The sequence below is a fragment of the Streptomyces tailanensis genome (genome assembly GCF_008386495.1).
Lineage (GTDB): Bacteria > Actinomycetota > Actinomycetes > Streptomycetales > Streptomycetaceae > Streptomyces > Streptomyces tailanensis.
Window position 1 is genome coordinate 1 of record NZ_VTHJ01000110.1, and the last position, 17,187, is coordinate 17,187.

The 17,187-nt window shown below is 68.5% G+C and carries 23 protein-coding genes and 3 pseudogenes; 8 read left to right on the plus strand and 18 right to left on the minus strand.

What is annotated here, in order from left to right:
• The first annotated feature begins 218 nt into the window (after positions 1-218).
• The gene (locus F3T56_RS43725) at positions 219-737 is read left to right on the plus strand and encodes an alpha/beta hydrolase (protein WP_246204747.1); all 519 of its coding nucleotides are present in this window, start codon (positions 219-221) and stop codon (positions 735-737) included.
• Between the two features lie 675 nt (positions 738-1,412).
• Positions 1,413-1,611: pseudogene (locus F3T56_RS50415) on the plus strand (VOC family protein); the annotation flags it as partial.
• Between the two features lie 105 nt (positions 1,612-1,716).
• On the opposite strand, the gene F3T56_RS43735 reads toward F3T56_RS50415, so the two are convergent.
• Positions 1,717-2,439: a hypothetical protein gene (locus F3T56_RS43735; protein ID WP_246204748.1), complete on the minus strand. Its 723-nt coding sequence runs from the start codon at positions 2,437-2,439 to the stop codon at positions 1,717-1,719.
• Between the two features lie 280 nt (positions 2,440-2,719).
• Here F3T56_RS43735 and F3T56_RS43740 point away from each other — a divergent pair, with 280 nt between their 5' ends.
• Both F3T56_RS43740 and F3T56_RS43745 read left to right on the plus strand, forming a co-directional pair.
• The gene (locus F3T56_RS43740) at positions 2,720-2,998 is read left to right on the plus strand and encodes a hypothetical protein (RefSeq protein WP_149831034.1); all 279 of its coding nucleotides are present in this window, start codon (positions 2,720-2,722) and stop codon (positions 2,996-2,998) included.
• Positions 2,995-3,387 carry a type II toxin-antitoxin system VapC family toxin gene (locus F3T56_RS43745; RefSeq protein WP_149831035.1) on the plus strand — a complete coding sequence of 131 codons (393 nt, stop codon included), beginning with the start codon at positions 2,995-2,997 and terminating at the stop codon, positions 3,385-3,387. Before F3T56_RS43740 ends, F3T56_RS43745 begins: the two co-directional genes overlap by 4 nt.
• Positions 3,388-3,438: 51 nt before the next feature.
• On the opposite strand, the gene F3T56_RS43750 is transcribed toward F3T56_RS43745, so the two are convergent.
• From F3T56_RS43750 to F3T56_RS49035, 9 genes and pseudogenes are all read right to left on the minus strand, one after another.
• Positions 3,439-4,209 carry an SDR family NAD(P)-dependent oxidoreductase gene (locus F3T56_RS43750; RefSeq protein ID WP_149831036.1) on the minus strand — a complete coding sequence of 257 codons (771 nt, stop codon included), beginning with the start codon at positions 4,207-4,209 and terminating at the stop codon, positions 3,439-3,441.
• 73 nt (positions 4,210-4,282) lie between these two features.
• Positions 4,283-5,114: pseudogene (locus F3T56_RS43755) on the minus strand (phytoene desaturase family protein); the annotation flags it as partial.
• 320 nt (positions 5,115-5,434) lie between these two features.
• Positions 5,435-5,620: a polymorphic toxin-type HINT domain-containing protein gene (locus tag F3T56_RS49015; protein WP_246204749.1), complete on the minus strand. Its 186-nt coding sequence runs from the start codon at positions 5,618-5,620 to the stop codon at positions 5,435-5,437.
• Positions 5,581-5,868, minus strand: coding sequence for a hypothetical protein (locus F3T56_RS43760; RefSeq protein WP_246204750.1), 288 nt, complete (start codon positions 5,866-5,868; stop codon positions 5,581-5,583). Before F3T56_RS43760 ends, F3T56_RS49015 begins: the two co-directional genes overlap by 40 nt.
• A gap of 136 nt (positions 5,869-6,004) precedes the next feature.
• The gene (locus F3T56_RS43765) at positions 6,005-6,400 is read right to left on the minus strand and encodes an SUKH-3 domain-containing protein (RefSeq protein WP_172639457.1); all 396 of its coding nucleotides are present in this window, start codon (positions 6,398-6,400) and stop codon (positions 6,005-6,007) included.
• Between the two features lie 61 nt (positions 6,401-6,461).
• The gene (locus F3T56_RS49020; RefSeq protein WP_246204758.1) at positions 6,462-7,364 is read right to left on the minus strand and encodes a hypothetical protein; all 903 of its coding nucleotides are present in this window, start codon (positions 7,362-7,364) and stop codon (positions 6,462-6,464) included.
• Positions 7,365-7,374: 10 nt separating this feature from the next.
• A pseudogene (locus F3T56_RS49945) lies at positions 7,375-7,662 on the minus strand (RHS repeat-associated core domain-containing protein); the annotation flags it as partial.
• Positions 7,607-8,080 (minus strand): hypothetical protein, encoded by a 474-nt coding sequence (locus F3T56_RS49030; RefSeq protein ID WP_246204751.1) that lies wholly within the window; start codon positions 8,078-8,080, stop codon positions 7,607-7,609. The gene F3T56_RS49030 and the pseudogene F3T56_RS49945, both read right to left, overlap by 56 nt.
• Entirely contained in the window at positions 8,032-9,885 is a 1,854-nt protein-coding gene (locus tag F3T56_RS49035; protein WP_246204752.1) for a hypothetical protein, read from the minus strand. The genes F3T56_RS49030 and F3T56_RS49035 overlap by 49 nt, the downstream gene beginning before the upstream one ends.
• A 335-nt stretch (positions 9,886-10,220) precedes the next feature.
• Here F3T56_RS49035 and F3T56_RS43775 point away from each other — a divergent pair, with 335 nt between their 5' ends.
• From F3T56_RS43775 to F3T56_RS49040, 3 genes are all read left to right on the plus strand, one after another.
• Entirely contained in the window at positions 10,221-10,523 is a 303-nt protein-coding gene (locus tag F3T56_RS43775; protein ID WP_246204753.1) for a hypothetical protein, read from the plus strand.
• A gap of 70 nt (positions 10,524-10,593) precedes the next feature.
• Entirely contained in the window at positions 10,594-11,427 is an 834-nt protein-coding gene (locus F3T56_RS43780; protein ID WP_149831038.1) for a transposase family protein, read from the plus strand.
• Positions 11,428-11,539: 112 nt separating this feature from the next.
• A complete protein-coding gene (locus F3T56_RS49040) occupies positions 11,540-12,052 on the plus strand; it encodes a hypothetical protein (protein ID WP_246204754.1) in 513 nt (170 codons plus the stop codon).
• An 87-nt stretch (positions 12,053-12,139) separates the two neighbouring features.
• Here F3T56_RS49040 and F3T56_RS43790 read toward each other — a convergent pair whose 3' ends face one another.
• From F3T56_RS43790 to F3T56_RS43800, 3 genes are all read right to left on the minus strand, one after another.
• On the minus strand, positions 12,140-13,084 hold the full coding sequence (locus F3T56_RS43790) for a hypothetical protein (protein WP_149831039.1): 945 nt from the start codon (positions 13,082-13,084) through the stop codon (positions 12,140-12,142).
• Positions 13,081-13,437, minus strand: a complete 357-nt coding sequence (locus F3T56_RS43795; protein ID WP_149831040.1) for a PadR family transcriptional regulator — start codon at positions 13,435-13,437, stop codon at positions 13,081-13,083. Before F3T56_RS43795 ends, F3T56_RS43790 begins: the two co-directional genes overlap by 4 nt.
• Positions 13,438-14,080: 643 nt before the next feature.
• Positions 14,081-14,305 (minus strand): hypothetical protein, encoded by a 225-nt coding sequence (locus F3T56_RS43800; protein WP_149831041.1) that lies wholly within the window; start codon positions 14,303-14,305, stop codon positions 14,081-14,083.
• Between the two features lie 136 nt (positions 14,306-14,441).
• Here F3T56_RS43800 and F3T56_RS43805 point away from each other — a divergent pair, with 136 nt between their 5' ends.
• Complete coding sequence (locus F3T56_RS43805; RefSeq protein WP_149831042.1) at positions 14,442-15,350, plus strand: DUF4240 domain-containing protein; 909 nt, start codon at positions 14,442-14,444, stop codon at positions 15,348-15,350.
• 331 nt (positions 15,351-15,681) lie between these two features.
• On the opposite strand, the gene F3T56_RS49045 is transcribed toward F3T56_RS43805, so the two are convergent.
• From F3T56_RS49045 to F3T56_RS49055, 5 genes are all read right to left on the minus strand, one after another.
• Positions 15,682-15,891 carry a hypothetical protein gene (locus F3T56_RS49045; protein WP_246204755.1) on the minus strand — a complete coding sequence of 70 codons (210 nt, stop codon included), beginning with the start codon at positions 15,889-15,891 and terminating at the stop codon, positions 15,682-15,684.
• On the minus strand, positions 15,888-16,016 hold the full coding sequence (locus tag F3T56_RS49575) for a hypothetical protein (RefSeq protein WP_281291976.1): 129 nt from the start codon (positions 16,014-16,016) through the stop codon (positions 15,888-15,890). Before F3T56_RS49575 ends, F3T56_RS49045 begins: the two co-directional genes overlap by 4 nt.
• A 24-nt stretch (positions 16,017-16,040) precedes the next feature.
• Complete coding sequence (locus F3T56_RS49050; protein WP_246204756.1) at positions 16,041-16,256, minus strand: DUF6596 domain-containing protein; 216 nt, start codon at positions 16,254-16,256, stop codon at positions 16,041-16,043.
• A 19-nt stretch (positions 16,257-16,275) separates the two neighbouring features.
• A complete protein-coding gene (locus F3T56_RS49580) occupies positions 16,276-16,398 on the minus strand; it encodes a hypothetical protein (protein WP_281291977.1) in 123 nt (40 codons plus the stop codon).
• 212 nt (positions 16,399-16,610) lie between these two features.
• Positions 16,611-16,811, minus strand: a complete 201-nt coding sequence (locus F3T56_RS49055) for a sigma factor (protein ID WP_246204757.1) — start codon at positions 16,809-16,811, stop codon at positions 16,611-16,613.
• Positions 16,812-17,187 lie beyond the last annotated feature (376 nt).

Consider the following 17,187-nt stretch of genomic DNA (forward strand, 5'->3'; position numbering starts at 1 on the left):
AAGCACGCCGCCGACGAACGCCTCCGCGAGGTCGTCGACAGGGCGAACGTTGCCTGATGCGGCACTAGCACCTCGGTGACACTCCGGCGAAGGTCCGCGCCGCGTTCTTCAAGCTGGTCGCCCGCGCCGACCGCACGCCGCTCAAGTACAACGGCAGCGACCTCGATTTCGCAGACCGGGCCGTCACCGGTGCCGACATCCGCGAGTCACTGCGGCCGATGTTCTTCTACGAGCCCTACCAGGCCGCACGCGACGTCGTCAGTCTCCGCAAGGCCCGGCCGCGGCCGGCCGACGGCCGTGCGGACCCCTTCGACGCCAACAGCCAGGCGCTCCACTGGGCGATCGTCTGCGCCGACAACTCCGCCTCCTGGCCCCGCGACCCGGCCCGCTACCGGCACGACGCCCTCCGCGACGGTGCTCGCCTCCCCATCTACGGGAACTTCACCTCCAACATCACTCCCTGCGCCTTCTGGCCGCGTGGCGCCGAACCGGCCACGCGAGTCAACAACACGGTGGGCGCGCTCATCTTGCAGAACCAGTGGGATTCCCAGACACCGGCGGCGAACGGCCGGGCCATGCACCGCGCCCTGCGCGGCTCACGCCTCGTCCAGGTCCAGGGCGGACGGGATCACGGCGTGTACGGCATCCCCGGCACCCCCGCCTGCGCCACCAAGGCGGTCAACACCTACCTGGTCACGGGCCGGTTGCCTGGCGACGACATCACCTGCCGTGCCTAGCGCCGAACGGCGCGGCCCGGTGGTGTTCCCCCATGTGCCGCTGAGGCTGTGACGCGGGCCGGAGTCACCTCCGGCCCCGGGGATCAGTCGAACCGTGGTCGGCGCTGAGATTGATCATGGTCCGGCTGTGGCCGGGAGGGGGCCGGCGGGGGTCGGCGGATGACGCACGCAACCGTGTAGCGGGTGTCCGCTGATCCGGTCGAACCGGACCCAGTCCATGGCCACGATCTCTCCCCGCGCGGGGTGCAACAGCGGCGGAGACCGCCAGGGGTGCCAGCTATGGCTGGCACCCCTCAACGCGTTCCTGCAGCATGAGGGCGGGGAGCCGACGAAGCGGAAGACAGCAGCACGGCGGCACTGACCGCGTCCGTCAGCAGTGTTCGTATCGGCGATGGATCCGGTCGTACGGTCATGCCCGGCTCCGCTCCGTCTCCTGATGCGGCCCCGGTTCCGGCTCCGTAGCGGTACTGACCGGGGCGAGGCCGGACCCGTCCAGCGGGCCCTTGTCAGTGCCTCGTGTCAAGCTGCGTGCATCTGACCGATTGCCCGATTCCGGGAGGTCTCCATGGGCGCGTCAACCCCTACCTGAGCTTCGGCGGTGACGCCTGGCAGGCGATGGAGTCCGTCCCCGGGCGCGTCCGCCGCACGGACGGGCGGCGGACGCGGCCCTGGCCAGAGCACACCCCGGGCGCCACCTTCTCGGTGCGCCTGAGCGGCGACGACGACCCCGACTTGCGCGGCTACCGGGAGAAGCTGTCCGCCGCGGCTCGGTGTCCGTGCCGCCGGAGAAGCAGATGTGGGGCTACGTGTTCGGCATGTGCACGGACCGGTTCGGCATCCCTGGATGGTCGACATCATCCAGCCGCAGAGCTGACCGCAAAGCCGCACCACCCACGATGGGCTCCGCCGATCACCGGCGGAGCCCATCGTGGTCTTCCGTATCGGACCGCCCGGGGTCAGACCGCCCGAGCGGTGGTCGTCAGTCCGCCGTCTGTGTCGCGTCGGTCGTCACCTTCCGCAGGAGCGGCTTGCTGCAGCCGATCGCGGCGAGCATGGCGAGCGCGCCGACGACCACGCAGACGGCGAGTTGGACGGCACCGGAAGTGTTCATCGAGATCCCGGCCATCTTGTTGAACTGATATGCGCCGTAGACGCCCATCGCGGTGGTGCCGCCGGCCAGGACGGCCAGGGGAAGGACCGTCTCGCGGATCCGCGCCCGGTCCAGCATCTTCAGCGGAGTGCCGGCCAGCCGCAGCAGGCCGTAGACACGGCGCCGGTCGAGGACGTTCGCGGCGGCGGTCAGCCCGGCGGAGGCGGCCGCGACGAGGAAACTCATGACCAGGGTGGCGATGCCGACCACACCGACACGGTCCGCGCTCACGTTGTCCGGGGCGCTCACGTAGTCCTGGCTGAACGGCGGCGGGCCCGCCCCGAGGGGTATCAGCGCGGTGACGGCGGTGTCCACCTGGTCCTGGCCCCCGGAGACATGGGCGATCAGGCCCGCGCTGCCGCCCAGCACATTGTCGAAGTCGTCCTCGGAGGGGACGCTGACGGTGGCGGTGACGCCCGCTTCCCGCAGCAGGGTACGGGCCTTGGTGACCGTGTCCCGGGCTGCGGCGCTGTCCGCGGTCACCACGGCGACCTGGCCGTGGTTGTCGGAAGCGTCGATGTCCAGCCCGATGACGGAGAAGAAGCCGGCCACGAACCCGGCCAGGACCAGGCCGCTGACGGTGCGCCAGGCGCCGCGCGGGTCGTCGCTGAGCCGGCCGAGAGGGGGAGCGTGAACTGCTCGCCGTCTCCAGGTCCACGGCCGCGGGCAGCGCGAGCAGTTCCTCGCGCGTCAGCCCATGGGACGCATCCCCGCGCTTGGTGATCACAGAAGACCTGTACCCCCGCGAGGCAATCCGCCACCTGCCTCCACACAAGCCGCAGCGCCGCAGAATCACCCCACCCAATAACAAGAGTTTTGTTAATATGGCTCCATGACCACCACCCCCGACCCCGCTCCCGGCGAAGGTCCCGTCCGCCCGGTCTCCGTCTCCCTCCACGAAGGCACCATCGCGGCACTCAAGGCACGCACCGGCAAGCGCGGCATGTCCTCCTACGTCGAAGCCCTCATCCAGCGCCAACTGGAGCGCGATCGGCTGCGCGAACTCATCGAAGACGCCGAAGCCGAGCACGGCCCGGTCGACCAGGCCGCGGTCGATGCCAAGCGAGCGCTCCTGCGCGGCGACGCGGCCGGCTCGGCGGACGCCGCGTGAGCGGCACCCTTGTCCTGGGCTGCGAAGGCCTGTCCAAGCTCGTACGACGCACACCCGAGCTCACCGAATGGCTGGCTGCGGCCGAGGCGGAGGACATCCGCGTCATCACGAGCTCGGTGACCCTCGTCGAGGCCCGCGACCCCAAGACCAACCAGGCCCGCTTCGACTACGCCGTCTCGCGTGTCAACATCGTCCCGCCCACCGAAGCCATCGCCCGCCACGCGAGCAAGCTGCTCGCCGCAGTCGCCCTGCACGGCCACAAATACGCCCTCGACGCCCTCGTGGCCGCCACCGCACTGGCCTCGCCTTCCCCCGTGACCGTCCTGACGTCAGACCCCGAAGACCTCCACATGCTGTGCGGCCCCGGCATCCGCATCCTGAAGGTCTGACGCGGTGCTGAGCCGTAACGGCACCCGCCACGACGGTGGGGCTGTCTCGGGTCAGCCGACGCTGAGCAGGGTCGAGCCGCCGCCGTCGAGGTTGTATTCGGATCCGGTGAGGTAGGCGGTCTCGTCGGAGGCGAGGAACACCAGGAAGTTCACGACGTCGGCGGGCTCGGCGATCCGCCCGAGCGGGGACAGGACCGGGCCGAGGGCCTCGATGGTCGTTCCGGCGGTCGCGGCTCCGTAGGCCGCCATGCCGGTGTTGACGTAGGTCGGGTGGAGGGAGTTGACGCGGACGCCTGCGGCGGCGTACTCGGCGGCGACGTCCTTGGACATGGTGCGGACGGCGCCCTTGCTCGCGCCGTAGAGGGTGTGGCCGGCGACGCCGACGAGCCCGGCGATCGAGGACAGATTGATGATCGCTCCGCCGCCTGCCGTGGCCATCTGCAGGGCGGTGTGCTTCATGCCGAGAAAGGTGCCGGTCACGTTGACGGCCATGAGCCGGTTCCAGTCCTCGACGGTGGTCTCGGCGAGCGGGGCGATGAGGTAGATGCCCGCGTTGTTGACCAGCACGTCGATTCGGCCGTGGACCGTGCGGACGTGATCGGTCACCTCGACCCACGCGTCCTCGCTCGTCACGTCGTGGGCGAGGAACTCGCCGCTGCCGCCTGCTGCCTTGATGCGCTCGACGACGGCCTTTCCGGCCGCCTCGTCGATGTCGGTGGCGATCACGGTGGCGCCTTCGGCGGCGAACCGGACGGCTGCGGCTTCGCCGATGCCGTTCGCCGCACCCGTGATGAGAGCGATCTTGTTCTGGAGACGGGACATGCTGGAACTCCTTCGTCGGGGCTGTGGGTTCTGGGCTGCGGGCTTCTGCGGTGCCGGAGCCGACGGCTCCGGCTCAGGCGCCTGCTGGCCCTCGCAGGTGGCGCAGGGCCCGGGCGGCGGCGTGCGCGCCGCACATGCCGTGCGCGCCGGGGCCGGGCGGGGTGGCCGCCGAGCACAGGTAGTGGCCGCGCAGGCCGGTGTCGTACGGGTGCGGGATGGGCCGGGGGCCGAACAGCAGCTGGGGGATGTCCTTGGCGCCGGTCATGATGTTGCCCCCGACGTAGTTCGGGTTGTGCGCGGCGAATCCGGGTGTGGTGCGCACCGCGGTACCGACGATCCGGTCCCGGAAGCCCGGGGCGAACCGCTCGATCTGCGTGGTGATCGCCTCCGCGGCGTCCCCGTCGTAACCGTGCGGGACGTGGGCGTAGCTCCACACCGGGTGCACGTCGCCGACCGACCGCTGCGGATCGGCCAGATACTGCTGCCCCACCAGGACGAACGGCCGCTCGGGCATCCGTCCGGCGTAGATCTCCCGCTCGGTGGCGGCGACCTCCGCGAAGGCACCGCCCACATGCACGGTGCCCGCCCGCCGTGCCGCCTCGGAAACGCCGGTAGGCGCGGGCGACCCGGGGCGGCAGTCGGTCGCCGAGGATGTCGGCCAGAGCGGTGGGTGCCACGTCCCACAAGGTCGCGTCAGCCGACGGCAGTTCGGAGACCGACCGCACTCGCACCCCCGTCTCGATCTTCCCGCCCAGGTCGGTCAGCAGTGCGGCCATGGCGTCGCTGATCCTGCGTGATCCGCCGACGGCGACGGCCCAGCCGTGCCGGTGCCCGGCGGTGAGGATGCCGAGCCCGATGGCGGAGCTCAGCGGCCGGTCGAGGGGGTGGAAGGCGTGCGCGGCCAACCTGCGGCGGGAACCGAGACGGTCAGGTTCTCCAGACAGGTGCCAGGTCTCGCGCGTCGCAGTCCATCGCCAGAGGGCATGTCACCGACCCAGCTCCCACCCATCGACAGCCCGCGTCGCTTCTCGGCACACATCCGTTCCTGAGTGGGTCCTCGATGACACGCCCGGAGAGCGAGAAACCGAAAACCGTAGGTGGTCCCGTCGAGTTCGAGGAGGTCTAAGAACGGATCCAGTCGGTCCAACAGGCCGAGGGCCCTGATGTCGGCCAGGAACCACTCGCGTTCCGAACCAGGCACCAGCAGGACGAGGGTGGGCGCGCCTCAACGTCGTCGGGCCCCGGCAAACACGTAGTAGGTGTGAATGTCCGCGACGGTCAGGTTGTGGACCGTGCGGGTCTCGGTCCACAACCTGACCGCGGTGATCCGCACCAGGGTTCCGGAACCCGTCCGACGCCACTCACCCTGCTTCAGGTCCTTGGCGTCGACCCACTCGTGCAGCTCCTGCACCCAGAAGGGGTGGCCGTCTGTCGCCGTGATCGTGGCCGTACCGCTTCCTCGGTCGCCAGATCGATGGCCCGACCCTCGTCGCCGGTGGCGATCTCCTCCGTGGGCTTCTCGGTCCAGTCGGCCATCAGCACCTTGGTGCCGGGAGCGAAGCTGCTGCCCACCTCGCAGGACGATCCCTTGGCCGGCGCGTCGGCGTCGACGTCCTTGATCTCGGCCTTCTTCTGCGCTCCGTCGGCCTGGAGCATCATGACGTACGCGGCAGCAACACCACGATGAAAGAACTGGGCTGCCCTCCGCCCTCAAAGGCCTTCGGCCCCCGCCCTGTCGGGCGGGGGCCGAAGGCCTTCTCACATCACGGCCAGCGGTCGTGTGTCATGGCCACCGTCAGTCCAGCCGCTCAGGACGAACTCTGTCGACCAGATGCACCAATGCTTCCTCCGGGCTCCCGCCATAGAGGGCGAGAAACGCATCGTAGGCGCCGTACGTCCGGCCCCCCTCGGCGACGAGGAGCACAAGAGGACCGGAAGCCGCGGTGCCCACGGGCGTCAGCTTCTCTCCCGTTCGCTGCTCGTATCCCCTCAGCTTTTCGCCGTTGACGATGCGACTGGCGCGCTCGGCGTTCAGTTCGCAGCTGTGCGTCCCTGGATCGAGCGGATGGCGGGGGTAATCGAAGCCAGTTCCGTTGAATTCCTCGACGAAACGCAGCGCCGTCGGCGAGCAGTGGATTCCCAGCTCATCCCAGACATCCCTGATGTGCCGGATGTCCGCTTCGGAGGCCATCCACCGGGCGTCCCCCGCCAGGATGTCCGACAGCCTTTCCGGCAGTCCTGCCTCGCGAGGGCTATCCGGCCGATCCGTCACGCGCGCCGCCCCCTCCCAGAATTCTTCTGCACCAGCCGCACGACGGGAACGGCGCTCCGTCCGCCCGGGTGATGGTGAAGTAGTCGATCTCGTCGAGGCTTGCTCCGACACCATTCATCAGATTGTTGCACGCGTGGAACTCCGCGCAGGTGCCCGGATCCCACTCCTCCAGATGGTTCCCCTGGGCCTGCATGTCCTGTGCTTCCTTCAGGCGGGGAGCGAGATCGGGGTGGACGTTTCCGGGTACAGCACCGCTTTCGCCGTAGCGGCGCTCTCCCGTGTACCCGTCGCGCGCCCCGGCACCGGCAGTGTTGTTGGTACCGCTCTTCTTGGCCTCCGCCCTCGTCCACTCGGGGAGGTCGTCGTCGGCGCTGCCCGCGGGGCTCTTCTTCCTGCCGCCGTCACCGCCCTTGCCGCCGCCCTCGGTCTTCGCTCCGCCGGAGTCGCCCTTCTTCGCCTGGGGCGCTTCCTTGGCCTTGGCCGGAGGGGCGGGCTTGGGGATGGGCTTCGGTTTCGGGGCCACCGGTGGCGTGACCTTGTCGGCGGCGTCGACCGCGTCCTCGGTCTTCTTCGTCGCCTTGGTGGTGTCGGTCGCCGTGTCGACGGCGTCGACCGCCTTGTTGACGTACCGCGCGCCCTTCGCCGCACTCGCCGCGTATCCCGCGATCGGGATGGCCGAGGCGTAGGACAGCCCCGCGTCGATGTAGTTGCCTTCGGCCGTGTACCAGAGGCCGTTGAGGAGGTCGGCGGGCTCGCTCGCCGAAGCCGGGGACCAGGCCCACGACGTCGAGGGCGCCGTGACCGATCGGGCTGATCCAGGACTCGCCCCAGTACAGGCCCGTCGGGTCCGGGAACGCCAACGGGTTGTTGCGGCCGTAGGCATACGCGTTGAGGTGCTGCGGGTCCGCGACGTTCAGCACGGGGTCGACGGAGACGAAGCGGCCTGCCGCCGGGTCGTACGCGCGGGCGCCGAGCTGGATCAGCCCCGTCGTCGCGTCCGCCGTGCCGCCCACGAAGGACTTGTCGCCGGGCCACGCGCCCGCCGCCGGCTTGGCGCCACGCACCTCACCGAACGGCAACGTCCGACGCTGTGTGATCGCCGAGTCCGCGACCTTGATCGAGATCTCAGCCGTGCCGTTCTGGCCACCCACCAGCCAGGTCACCCCGGCCGACGTCCGCACCGCGATCCGCTTGCCGCCGTGTGAGTAGTAACGCGTGCCCGACAGGGAGTTTCTTCACCGTGTCGAGGCGGATCTCCTGGCTGCCCAGGTACAGCGTGACGGCGCCCTTCTCCTTGCGGAGCAGGCGGCTTCCGTCGGCGCCGTACACGTACGAGGTCTTGTTCGCCTCGTCCAGGTTGTCGCCGGACAGGTACGGGGTCACCGCGCTCAGGCGGCCCTGCTCGTCCCAGTCCAGCTTCTGGTCGACCGCTGGGGAGAGGTCCGTCGCCGCCTTGGTGCGACGGACGGTGTTCCCCGTCTCGTCGTACTGGAAGCTCTGGGCCGCCGTCACTTCCTTGGCCGCCGTCGCGGTGCGCACCTCGGCCGACTTCAGGGCATGCGCGTGCGTGCCGCCCTTGGCGTCCGTGGCCTTCGGCACATACGTCGTCGACTGAGTGATCGCCGCGTCCCCGGTCGTGCCGGTGGCGTGGCGGACCTCGCCGATGCGGCCGGGGTCTGCGTCTGGCGGGGGCGGAGGAGACCGTCGGAGAGCTGGTGGCTGGTGGCCACCGAGCCGTTGGGCAGCAGGGACTTGGTGGTGGTGACCACCGCGTCGTTGTTGCGGACCAGGTAGGCGTACTCAAGGCTCGGCGTGTCCGAGGCCTTGGCGCGGCCCGGGAGCCAGACCTTCAGCAGGCGGCCGAGGGCGTCGTACTCCAGGTCGGTGCGCTGCTTGTTGGCGTCGACCGTGGCGGTGACCAGGCCCCAGCGGCGGTCGACCGTGGAGGTGGTGGTGTTGCCGAGCGGGTCCTCGACCTTCATGCCGGTCACCGGGCCACCGGTGGTCGGGGTGTAGGTCGTCTTCGTCGCGTTGGTCGCCTGGTCGGCGGACTCCACGACACGGCCGTGCACGTCGTACCTGGCGGTCGAGGTGGTCACGTACTGCGGGGTGCCGTCAGCCGTGTAACCCTTGACCTTCTCGCTGCGGACCACGTCACCCTTGGTGGGCGTGGTCCCGTAGGTGTCACGGTCGTCGTACCTGGCGGTCGAGGTGGTCACGTACTGCGGGGTGCCGTCAGCCGTGTAACCCTTGACCTTCTCGCTGCGGACCACGTCACCCTTGGTGGGCGTGGTCCCGTAGGTGTCACGGTCGTCGTACCAGGTGCGGACGTCGGAGATCGCCTCGCCCTTGTACGAAGTCGGCGCGCCGTCATCGCAGTTGACCAGGACGACCGTGACCCGCTTCAGCAGCGTGAGCAGGTTCGCGTCCGTGTTGCGGTTGTACTCGTTCGTCGTGCAGGTGTCGTCGTCCTTGACCGCCAGATCGCCGGAGTCGGAGGAGCGCACCAGCATGCCGTACGCGTCGTAGAAGTGCTCGATGGCGGCGCGGCGGACCTTGCCGTCGTCCAACGCCGTACGGGTCTTCGTCGACTTGACCGCCGCGTACGACGCCTCGTCGTTGCCTTCCGTCGCCGTGGGCTCGGACTTCCAGGGGGTGCTGACCGAACCGGTCACCTCCGCGCCGCCGTTGAAGCTGCGCTGTTCCAGCAGGAAACCCTGGTGGCGGCTGTCGTCGCGGACCTTCGTCCCGTCGGAGGCCGTGACGGTCACCGACTTGGTGCCGCCGGACTCCTTCTCCCGGTCGCCGTCCATGCCCTGGAGGTAGGTGGTCTCGGTGCGCAGCTGCTTGCTGCCCGCCTCACCGGTCCGCACAATGACGGTGCGGTAGCCGCGCCACTGGTTCCAGGTCTTCTTCTTGGTCTTGACGAGCTCGCTGTCGTCGAAGGCCCAGGCGGCGCCCGAGTAGTCGTAGGACGTGACCTTGTTCGGACCGGTGACGGTGACCTCGTCCTCGATCACCGTGTCGACGACGTACTTGTGGAACCAGTCCTCCTTCTCCCCGATCGTGCCCTCCTTCGACCAGAAGGACGGCATACAGCGCTTCGTGTTCGTCTCGGGGGTCGGGAGGTTCGACGGGGTGCACTCGGTCGGCTTGTAGTTGACCGAGATCGTGCCGCCCGTCTCCGACTGGATGGCCCGGATGCGCCACTTGTACATCGGCAGCCGGTCGTGGGAGTCGGCATGGACCCGGTTGGCGTCCTGGCGCTCGTAGAAGGTGACCTTCGGCAGCTTGTTCGCGCCGTCCTTGCCGGAGTGGGTGACCGACTCCAGCCACATGGCCGGGGCGTGCGTGGTGTCGGCGCTCTGGTACTTGTGCGCCAGGTCCCACTGAAGATCCACCAACTTCGAATCCGCAGGTCGTTGGGGCTGGCGTGAGTCGTTGATCAGGCACTCGTGCTGGGCGAGGGGGTTTGTCGGAGCTCAAGATCGTCTGCCGTTTCGGCGATCACCGATCTGCGGATTCCCGGGCGTGTGCGCGGCGGGTGTCCGTACGATCCGGGCGGGAGGTGCGTTCAGGTGGCCCAGGATCCGGAGCCGGACCTTCGCGGATTGATCACGGTCCGTAGGGCCGAACTGGAAGTGCAGGCAGAGAAGTTGAGCCAGCAGCTGCAGGGGCCCGTGACGAGCTGGAGGAGCTCGCCGTCGCCGAGCGGGTCGCACGTCGGCTGGCCGAGCAGGTGCGCACCGAAGCTGAGCGGACGGCGACGGGGCCCGCCGGGCAGGTCGCGGGCCGTGCGGTGCTGGCGGTGCCGCCACGCGAGCGGGGCATGGACGAGGCGGTCCTGCCCGCGGACTACCAGCGGATCATGGAAGTGGTGCGGCGGGCCGACGGTCCGGTCATGGTGAAGCAGGTCTGCGGTGAGCTGGGGATCGCCTCCGCGCCGGCCCGCTCGGAGGCGATGCGGGCGAAGCTGAACCGGCTGGCCGAGCGGGGCTGGCTGCGCAAGCTGGTCGACGGGAAGTTCACCACCACGCTGTGAGCGCGCTGGGGCGGCGACGTCATACGGCTCGGGCCGTAACATCCATGTCCCTGGCGGCAGTTGATGTCGTATGCGAAACAAGACCAGCTCCGCCAGGGACACTGAGACGGTTGTCTACCAGTCCAGCCTCACCCTGTCCACGGCCACCCTGACCTTCCTCGGCGACCTGCTGCGCGGCCACCTGAAGAAGATCCGCTCGCAGTGGCGCAAGCTCCCGCCCAGAAAGATCGCCGCGATCGTCCTCGCCGTCCTACGTCATGACCAGCGCCTCGCCGACATGGCGGGCGGCAACACCATCTCCGCCACCACGGTGCGTCGCTGGGTGCTGGAAGTGCTCGGCCTGCTCGCCGCGCGGGCCCAGCGCCTGGACCGCGCGCTGAAGAAAGTCGGCCGAAACGGTGGCCACGTCGTGCTGATCGACGGCACCCTGATCCGCACCCGGCGCCGCACCGGGAAAGACAACCGCCGCAACTACAGCGGGAAACACAAGGCCCACGGCCTGCTCTTCCTCGCACTCACCGACGACAGGGGCCGGCTGCTGTGGATCTCCGCGGCCCGTCCGGGACGCTCCTCGGAGATCACCACGGCCCGCTACAACCAGCTCGTCGAGCGCCTGCGCGCCACCAAGCTGGGCGCCATCGGTGACCTCGGCTTCGTCGGCCTGGACGACGACCCGGACAACCCGGTGGTCATCACCGGTTACAAGGCCGCCCGCACCAAGCCCCTCACGTCGGCGAAGAAGCAGGTCAACAAGCTGATCGCGTCCGTCCGTGCGGTCTGCGAGCACGCCTTCGCGCACCTGAAGAAATGGCGCATCCTCACCAAGCTGCGGCTATCGCCCCGTTACGCGACCACGCTGCTGCGGGCCCTGCTTGTGCTGACCAAGACCGAAGTCGCACGCTGACGGGCCCGGCAGACGATCTTGGGCTCGGACAACCGCCCTGACCAGTACGAGTACACGATCGCTCACTCACACCAGCCCCAACGTCCTGCGGATTGGAAGTTGGTGGATTTCAGTGACGAGACCGGACGCCCGGCCCTGGCACTTCGACAAGGATGTCCTGGACGCCCAGGCCGCAGCCGACGGCTGGTACGCGTTGCTGACCAACTTGAGCCCCGAACAGGCCAGCGCCCAGGAGGTGTTCCTGCCCTACAAGGGGCAGGGGCTGGTCGAACGCCCGCTACCACGACTTCAAGGGCCCGCTCGCCGTCGCACCGTGTTCTTGCAGCACAACCGCCGCATCGCTGCCCTGATCACCGTGATCTGCTTGGCCCTGCTGGTGTTCTGCCTGATCGGACGCCAGGTCCGCCAAGCCCTGGGCTCCGAGCAGACCATGCGCGGTCTCTACCCCGACAGCCGCGCCGTCCGCCCCACTGGCCGCATGATCTTCTGCCAACTGTCCAGCCTGACTCTCCGCCCCGGCAGCGTGACCGACGCACCTGTGAGCCTCATCAACCGAGGAGTTCAAGCACGCCTGCTTGAACTCCTCGGCGTCGACGAGACACGACCCGGCTGGCTGGGGACCTAACTCCCTATGTGCGAAGTCTCCGGCTAGCAGGAGGCCCGGCAGAAGCGCCGGGCCGATCCGGGGTGCGGCCCGGGGTCCCGGAGCCAGCTATGCCGCGCTCGGCGGGGTTGACTGGAAGTGGCGCCGGCGCGCGCGGAGGAAGGGCACCGTGCTGCTGAGCAGGACCAGGAGCAGGACAACCACGCCCGCGGGGGTGAGCTGGACCGTCACCTGCAGCGTGGTGGGCAGCACGGCCACCGCCACGCCCGCGACGGTCAACCGGTTACGCGTGCCGAAGAGCAGGGCGATCGCGAGGACCCCGGCCCACAGGACCCCGGCCCACAGCGGGCCGATGACGCTGAGAACGCCCAGCGTAAAGGGGTAGTGCATTTCGACGAGCTGCACGCCCGACACCAGGGCGGCCGCCAGGGCGGTGGTTCCCATGATCGTGCGGCGTTGTGGCAGGGAGGGGCCGAGCAGATCCCTGGGTGCGGCGAGGACGACGGCGCCGGTGAGCAGCGGCACGGCCAGTCGGATCACTGCGGTTGAGGGGGCGCCATGCAAGCCGGAGGAGGCGAACGCGGCCAGCAGGACGTCGGCCAGGCACAGCACCATCGCCGGCACGACCAGTGCACGGGCCACGGTCCAGCGCCCGGTCCAGACGGCCGCGAGCGCCGCCAGCCAGAGCAGCGGCGTGAGGCCCGTGTTGGCCAGGCTCAGCACATTCGGGAGCGAGGACGCCGGCACGGTCCGGACGCCGGGGGCGAAGAGCCACAACAGGCCCGCCACGAAGCTACCCGTCGCCACGGCGACAGCCGGCGGGGCCGCCTGCGCCAGGACCTGACCCGCCATCCGGTCGGAGCCCAGGCCGGTGCGCCGCCGCAGGCCATGGCCGGCGACATCGAGCGCCTCGCGCAGCCGACCGAGCGGGCCGGCATCCTGCGTCGCCTCGGCATAGATCGCGGTCAACTCGGCTTCGTGCTCAGCGCGGTAGGCGGCCGGATGGAGGCGCAGCGCCCAGCGGAACGCGAGTGAGCTGTGCTGCTGCGTCATGCCAGGGCCCCCTTCGGGCGGATGGCGTGGGCGCGACGGGCGGCCAGTCGACGCTCCGCCTCGGCGACGACAGCACGCAGCCGCTCCGTCTCGGCGGCCAGCACGTCTCGGCCGGCCTCGGCGAGGGCGTAGACCTTGCGCGCCCGACCGTCCACGACCTCCTCGCGCTCGACCCGGATCAGGCCCTGTTGGGCCAGCCGGTCCAGCGCGCCGTAGAGAGTGCCGGTGCGCATCCGCACACGGCCCTGGGAGATCGCGTCGATCTCCTGAATCAGTCCATAGCCGTGCCTGGGCTCGTCGGCCAGGGCAGTGAGCAGGAGCAGCGTCGGCTCCTGAAGCGGTCGCTCATTCATGCTGCCTATATATATCAGCGACCGGCATATGTTGTCGATCGATTCATCGTTCTGCCGCCCGGAAGCCCGATCCGCTGCCTGGGGCCTGGCCGCTGTGGCGGCGGCACGTCAGCGGGCTGATATCGCCCAGTACCCGATCGCGCAGATAGTCGCTGGCCGGCTGCACCTCAGCGCCGGATTCGTCGACTACGGCATACGGCGGCACTCCATCCGGGAGCGCGAGCGCGCCGCCCAAGCGAGGCAGGACTCGACGACCACGCAGAGCTCGTCACGGCGCTCGCGCTCCTACCACCAAGCGCACGGCGAACGGTAGCGAGGCCATCAGCCCGGCGGGCGAGAAAGTGCAGTCAACAGGTCATCCACACCAGGCCAGAAGGCCCTCACCCATTTCAAGATCGCACGTCAATGATCGCTGTCACCAACCTCCGTGGACAGAACACTTTTCCTCACCAAGCTGCGGATGTCGCCCCGTTACGCGACCACACCGCTGCGGGCCCTGCTCGTGCTGACCAACACCGAAGTCGCACGCTGACGGGCCCGGCAGACGATCTTGGGCACGGACAACCGCCCCCGACCAGTACGAGCACACGATCGCTCACTCACACCAGCCCCAACGACCTGCGGATTCGAAGTTGGTGGATCTTCACTCGTCGACGTCGTCGTAGGTCTTGCCGTCGGCCTTCAGGACCTGCGTGGTGACCTTCGCCAGCCGCTTGCGGGAGAAGAACGTCGGCGACCACTGGTCCTTGCACTCGGTGTCGGAGGTGCAGATCTGCTCGAACGGCACGTCCGGCCAGCGCTTGGCGGTGGACTCCTTCAGGTCGCCCGGCTGACAGTCCGCGGCGGCACCCGTGCAGCGCTCGGCCACGTCGAAGACGACCTGCGCGGGCGCGGCGGTGGTGTCCTAAGGTGCCGCGCGCACAGGGATGAATGAACGATAGGCGGGTGGGGTGTCGCCAAGGTGCCCCACCCGCTGCACTCATCGATGGAAAGGAGGCTAATCCATGACAGAAGAAGAGTTCTGGTCCCTCATCGACCTCCTCGGAGGCGTGGCAAACCAGCGAACCACTCCCGCACTGACAGAGGCCCTGGCACGACAGGGAAAGATTCGAGTTGAAGAATTCGCCGACATGCTGACGGAAAAACTGCAGCGTCTTGCAAGTGATCCCCTTACAGGAATTCCGGTCCGAGATGTGAATGATCCATCAGATGCGTTGATCCCGCCGCTGGTTGGTGACGCACTCATCAATCTCCACTTCGCGGTTGTGGCAGCGGGCAGCTCACGGTTCCAGCACATCCGGAAGAATCCGGAGCGGGTGGCTGACTGCGCCTGGGACTTTAGCGAGTCAGATGGCCTTGCCGAGGCTGTCTCCACAGCCTATGAGATCACCACCGGAGAACCGTGGCCGGGCCCACTGCCTGGATTCTGTATGGACGAAGCCGAAGAGTCGATGGCCATTGCGGCGGGGCATGCCCCCTGGCTCAGCCTCGCTCTGCACGGCGACAACGACATTCCTGCGGCGTATTTCGATGCAGCCTGCTCTGTAGTCGATATGGTCCACCACGACCCACAGTGGCGTACTTGGTGGTCACGCGCCGAACAGCGCGACCTGAACATCGAGATCGAATACACTTCGAAGGCGGAGCGCAGTCGCGTCACTACCCGAAAGGGACGGGCTTGGGCCTCGTTCCGCAGGAACGACTCGCGCTTTCGAGGGTCGAACAAGGGTGGTCTTGCCTACGGTGCCGCCACTGATCTGGAAGCAATTTTCACACTCGTAGCGTCGTCTCTGAGCCTGCCCACGCCACCCCAAGTACCTCATCCGGCACATGCAACCCCGCCGACGAGGCGAGATGACGCGGCCCGCGCAAGGCTGGAAGAACTGCGAAAACGGCACCCCAAGCACCCCTGAACCACACTATTATCGGCAGTTCGGAACATTTTTCGGATCATGGTGACCGAGATGTCGCTGTCTGCTGCGATCCGTCAGACGGGTTGTTGCAGCACATGCCAGCGATGGACGACTTCGGACAGCCGGTCGAACTCGGAGGGTGGCGTTTTCACTGGTCAGGCATAGGGTCAGTGATTCGGCGCGAGTGGTGATCACCCGATCGAGACTCCCGTTCGACGCACACCCCTCAGATCGGAACCACAACAGCTTCTTGGGTGGCGGTTCCCAGTTCTAGACCAGTTGACGGCTGAATGTTCTCTCTGACCGGTCATTAGGTCACACCGGGAGGTCGCTATCCCAGCTGGTCGCGGCGGCGCGCCAAGTAGGCGATCTCGGCGGTGCTGCCCGCCAGATCGATGGCTTTGTCGTAGGCCGTGCGCGAATTCTGACCGAAGCCCAGCCGACGCAGCAGGTTGGGGCGCGTCGCGTGGTAGGCGTGATAGCCCGCCGGCTTGTCCTCGAGACGGTCGACGGCCGCTGGCGCCATCGCCGTGGCCGTCAAGCTCGGCCACCGCGATGGCTCGGTTGAGCGCGACGATCGGCGACGGCGAGGCGGACGAGCTTGTCGTGGAGGGCGACGACCTGCGACCAGTCTGTGTCGCGTACGTCGTCGGCGAAGGTGTGCACGACATTGATCGCTGTGACGATCCGTTAGCGGCCCGGAGCCACACCCTCGGCCAAGCGCTCGCCAACCAGCCCGTGGCCCTCGATGATCAGCTCCGCGTCCCAGGCGCTACGGTTCTGCTCGTCGAGGGCGATCAGTTCGCCGCTCGGCGAAACTCCGGCGGTACGACGAGCCTGGATGAGCAGTATCAGCGCCAGCAACCCGGCCACCTCACCATCGGCCGGCATGAGGGCACGGATCATGCGGGTGAGCCGGATCGCCTCAGGGGTCAGGTCGTTCGGGATCGGTGTCTGGGCCGGTCGCCAGGTAGCCCTCGTTGAAGATGAGGTAGAGAATGGCCAGTACGCCGGAGACGCGTGCCGGGAGATCCTCCGCGGACGGCACCCGATACGGGATGTGAGCCGCCTTGATCTTGGCCCCGGAAGGCAGGGGCGATTTCGGTCACGGTCAGACCTCCGACCATGCGCAGCGTCAACCCCGGGGCTCCATCGCCAGCGCCGGGTGACCGCACGTGAAGATCGGCCGGAGCCGCTCGTCGTCGATGGCGCCCAGAGGCTCGGGCGGGTCGTCGTCGTACAACACAGCTGAGCCTCCTTCTACTTGTCGCCTCGCTTGTTCTCGCGCCGGACCCGGTCGATGGCCTCGCGGTTGGCGGTCGTGGTCAGCCAGGCGCCGGGGTCGGGCGGTACGCCGTCGGCCGACCACCGCTCGACGGCGGTCGCGAACGCCTCGGCCGCTGCCTCCTCGGCGATGTCAAGGTCACCCAAACGTCTGGTCAGGGCGGCGATCACGCTCACAGGAACGGCCGAACCTCGATCTTCCGGTTGCAGGCCTTCGACCCCTCGGCTGCCAGCTTGAGCGCCACGTCGCGGTCGGAGGCCGCTGGAGCCGGTCGGTCGTCTCGTACTGCACCGACATCACGTGCTCGGGGTCGGCACGTCCGTTGCGTACTGCGGGCGCCCGCCGGGCCGGTAGGTCACCCAAGCACCGCCGTGACCATCGCCAGGTCCCGATCCCGACGTGGTGGGACCTATCAAGACCGGACAATCCCATGCCGCCCCCATCCGTCACATCGAAGGCGTCGAATTTCACCCCTCGTCCAGAGCTAGTGCCGGATCAGGCAACGTTTGCCCTGTCGACGACGGCGCGTAGGCGCCGGTCGTCGGCATGGCG

Bases quoted from the DNA above. Each gene is read 5' to 3' on its own strand.
- F3T56_RS43790 (WP_149831039.1), bottom strand. From the start codon at position 13,084: ATGACGCAGCAGCACAGCTCACTCGCGTTCCGCTGGGCGCTGCGCCTC.
- F3T56_RS43795 (WP_149831040.1), bottom strand. From the start codon at position 13,437: ATGAATGAGCGACCGCTTCAGGAGCCGACGCTGCTCCTGCTCACTGCC.
- F3T56_RS43725 (WP_246204747.1), top strand. From the start codon at position 219: ATGTTCTTCTACGAGCCCTACCAGGCCGCACGCGACGTCGTCAGTCTC.
- F3T56_RS43805 (WP_149831042.1), top strand. From the start codon at position 14,442: ATGACAGAAGAAGAGTTCTGGTCCCTCATCGACCTCCTCGGAGGCGTG.
- F3T56_RS43740 (WP_149831034.1), top strand. From the start codon at position 2,720: ATGACCACCACCCCCGACCCCGCTCCCGGCGAAGGTCCCGTCCGCCCG.
- F3T56_RS43765 (WP_172639457.1), bottom strand. From the start codon at position 6,400: ATGGCCTCCGAAGCGGACATCCGGCACATCAGGGATGTCTGGGATGAG.
- F3T56_RS49050 (WP_246204756.1), bottom strand. From the start codon at position 16,256: ATGATCCGTGCCCTCATGCCGGCCGATGGTGAGGTGGCCGGGTTGCTG.
- F3T56_RS43780 (WP_149831038.1), top strand. From the start codon at position 10,594: ATGCGAAACAAGACCAGCTCCGCCAGGGACACTGAGACGGTTGTCTAC.
- F3T56_RS43760 (WP_246204750.1), bottom strand. From the start codon at position 5,868: ATGATGCTCCAGGCCGACGGAGCGCAGAAGAAGGCCGAGATCAAGGAC.
- F3T56_RS49020 (WP_246204758.1), bottom strand. From the start codon at position 7,364: ATGCCTACGGCCGCAACAACCCGTTGGCGTTCCCGGACCCGACGGGCC.
- F3T56_RS43750 (WP_149831036.1), bottom strand. From the start codon at position 4,209: ATGTCCCGTCTCCAGAACAAGATCGCTCTCATCACGGGTGCGGCGAAC.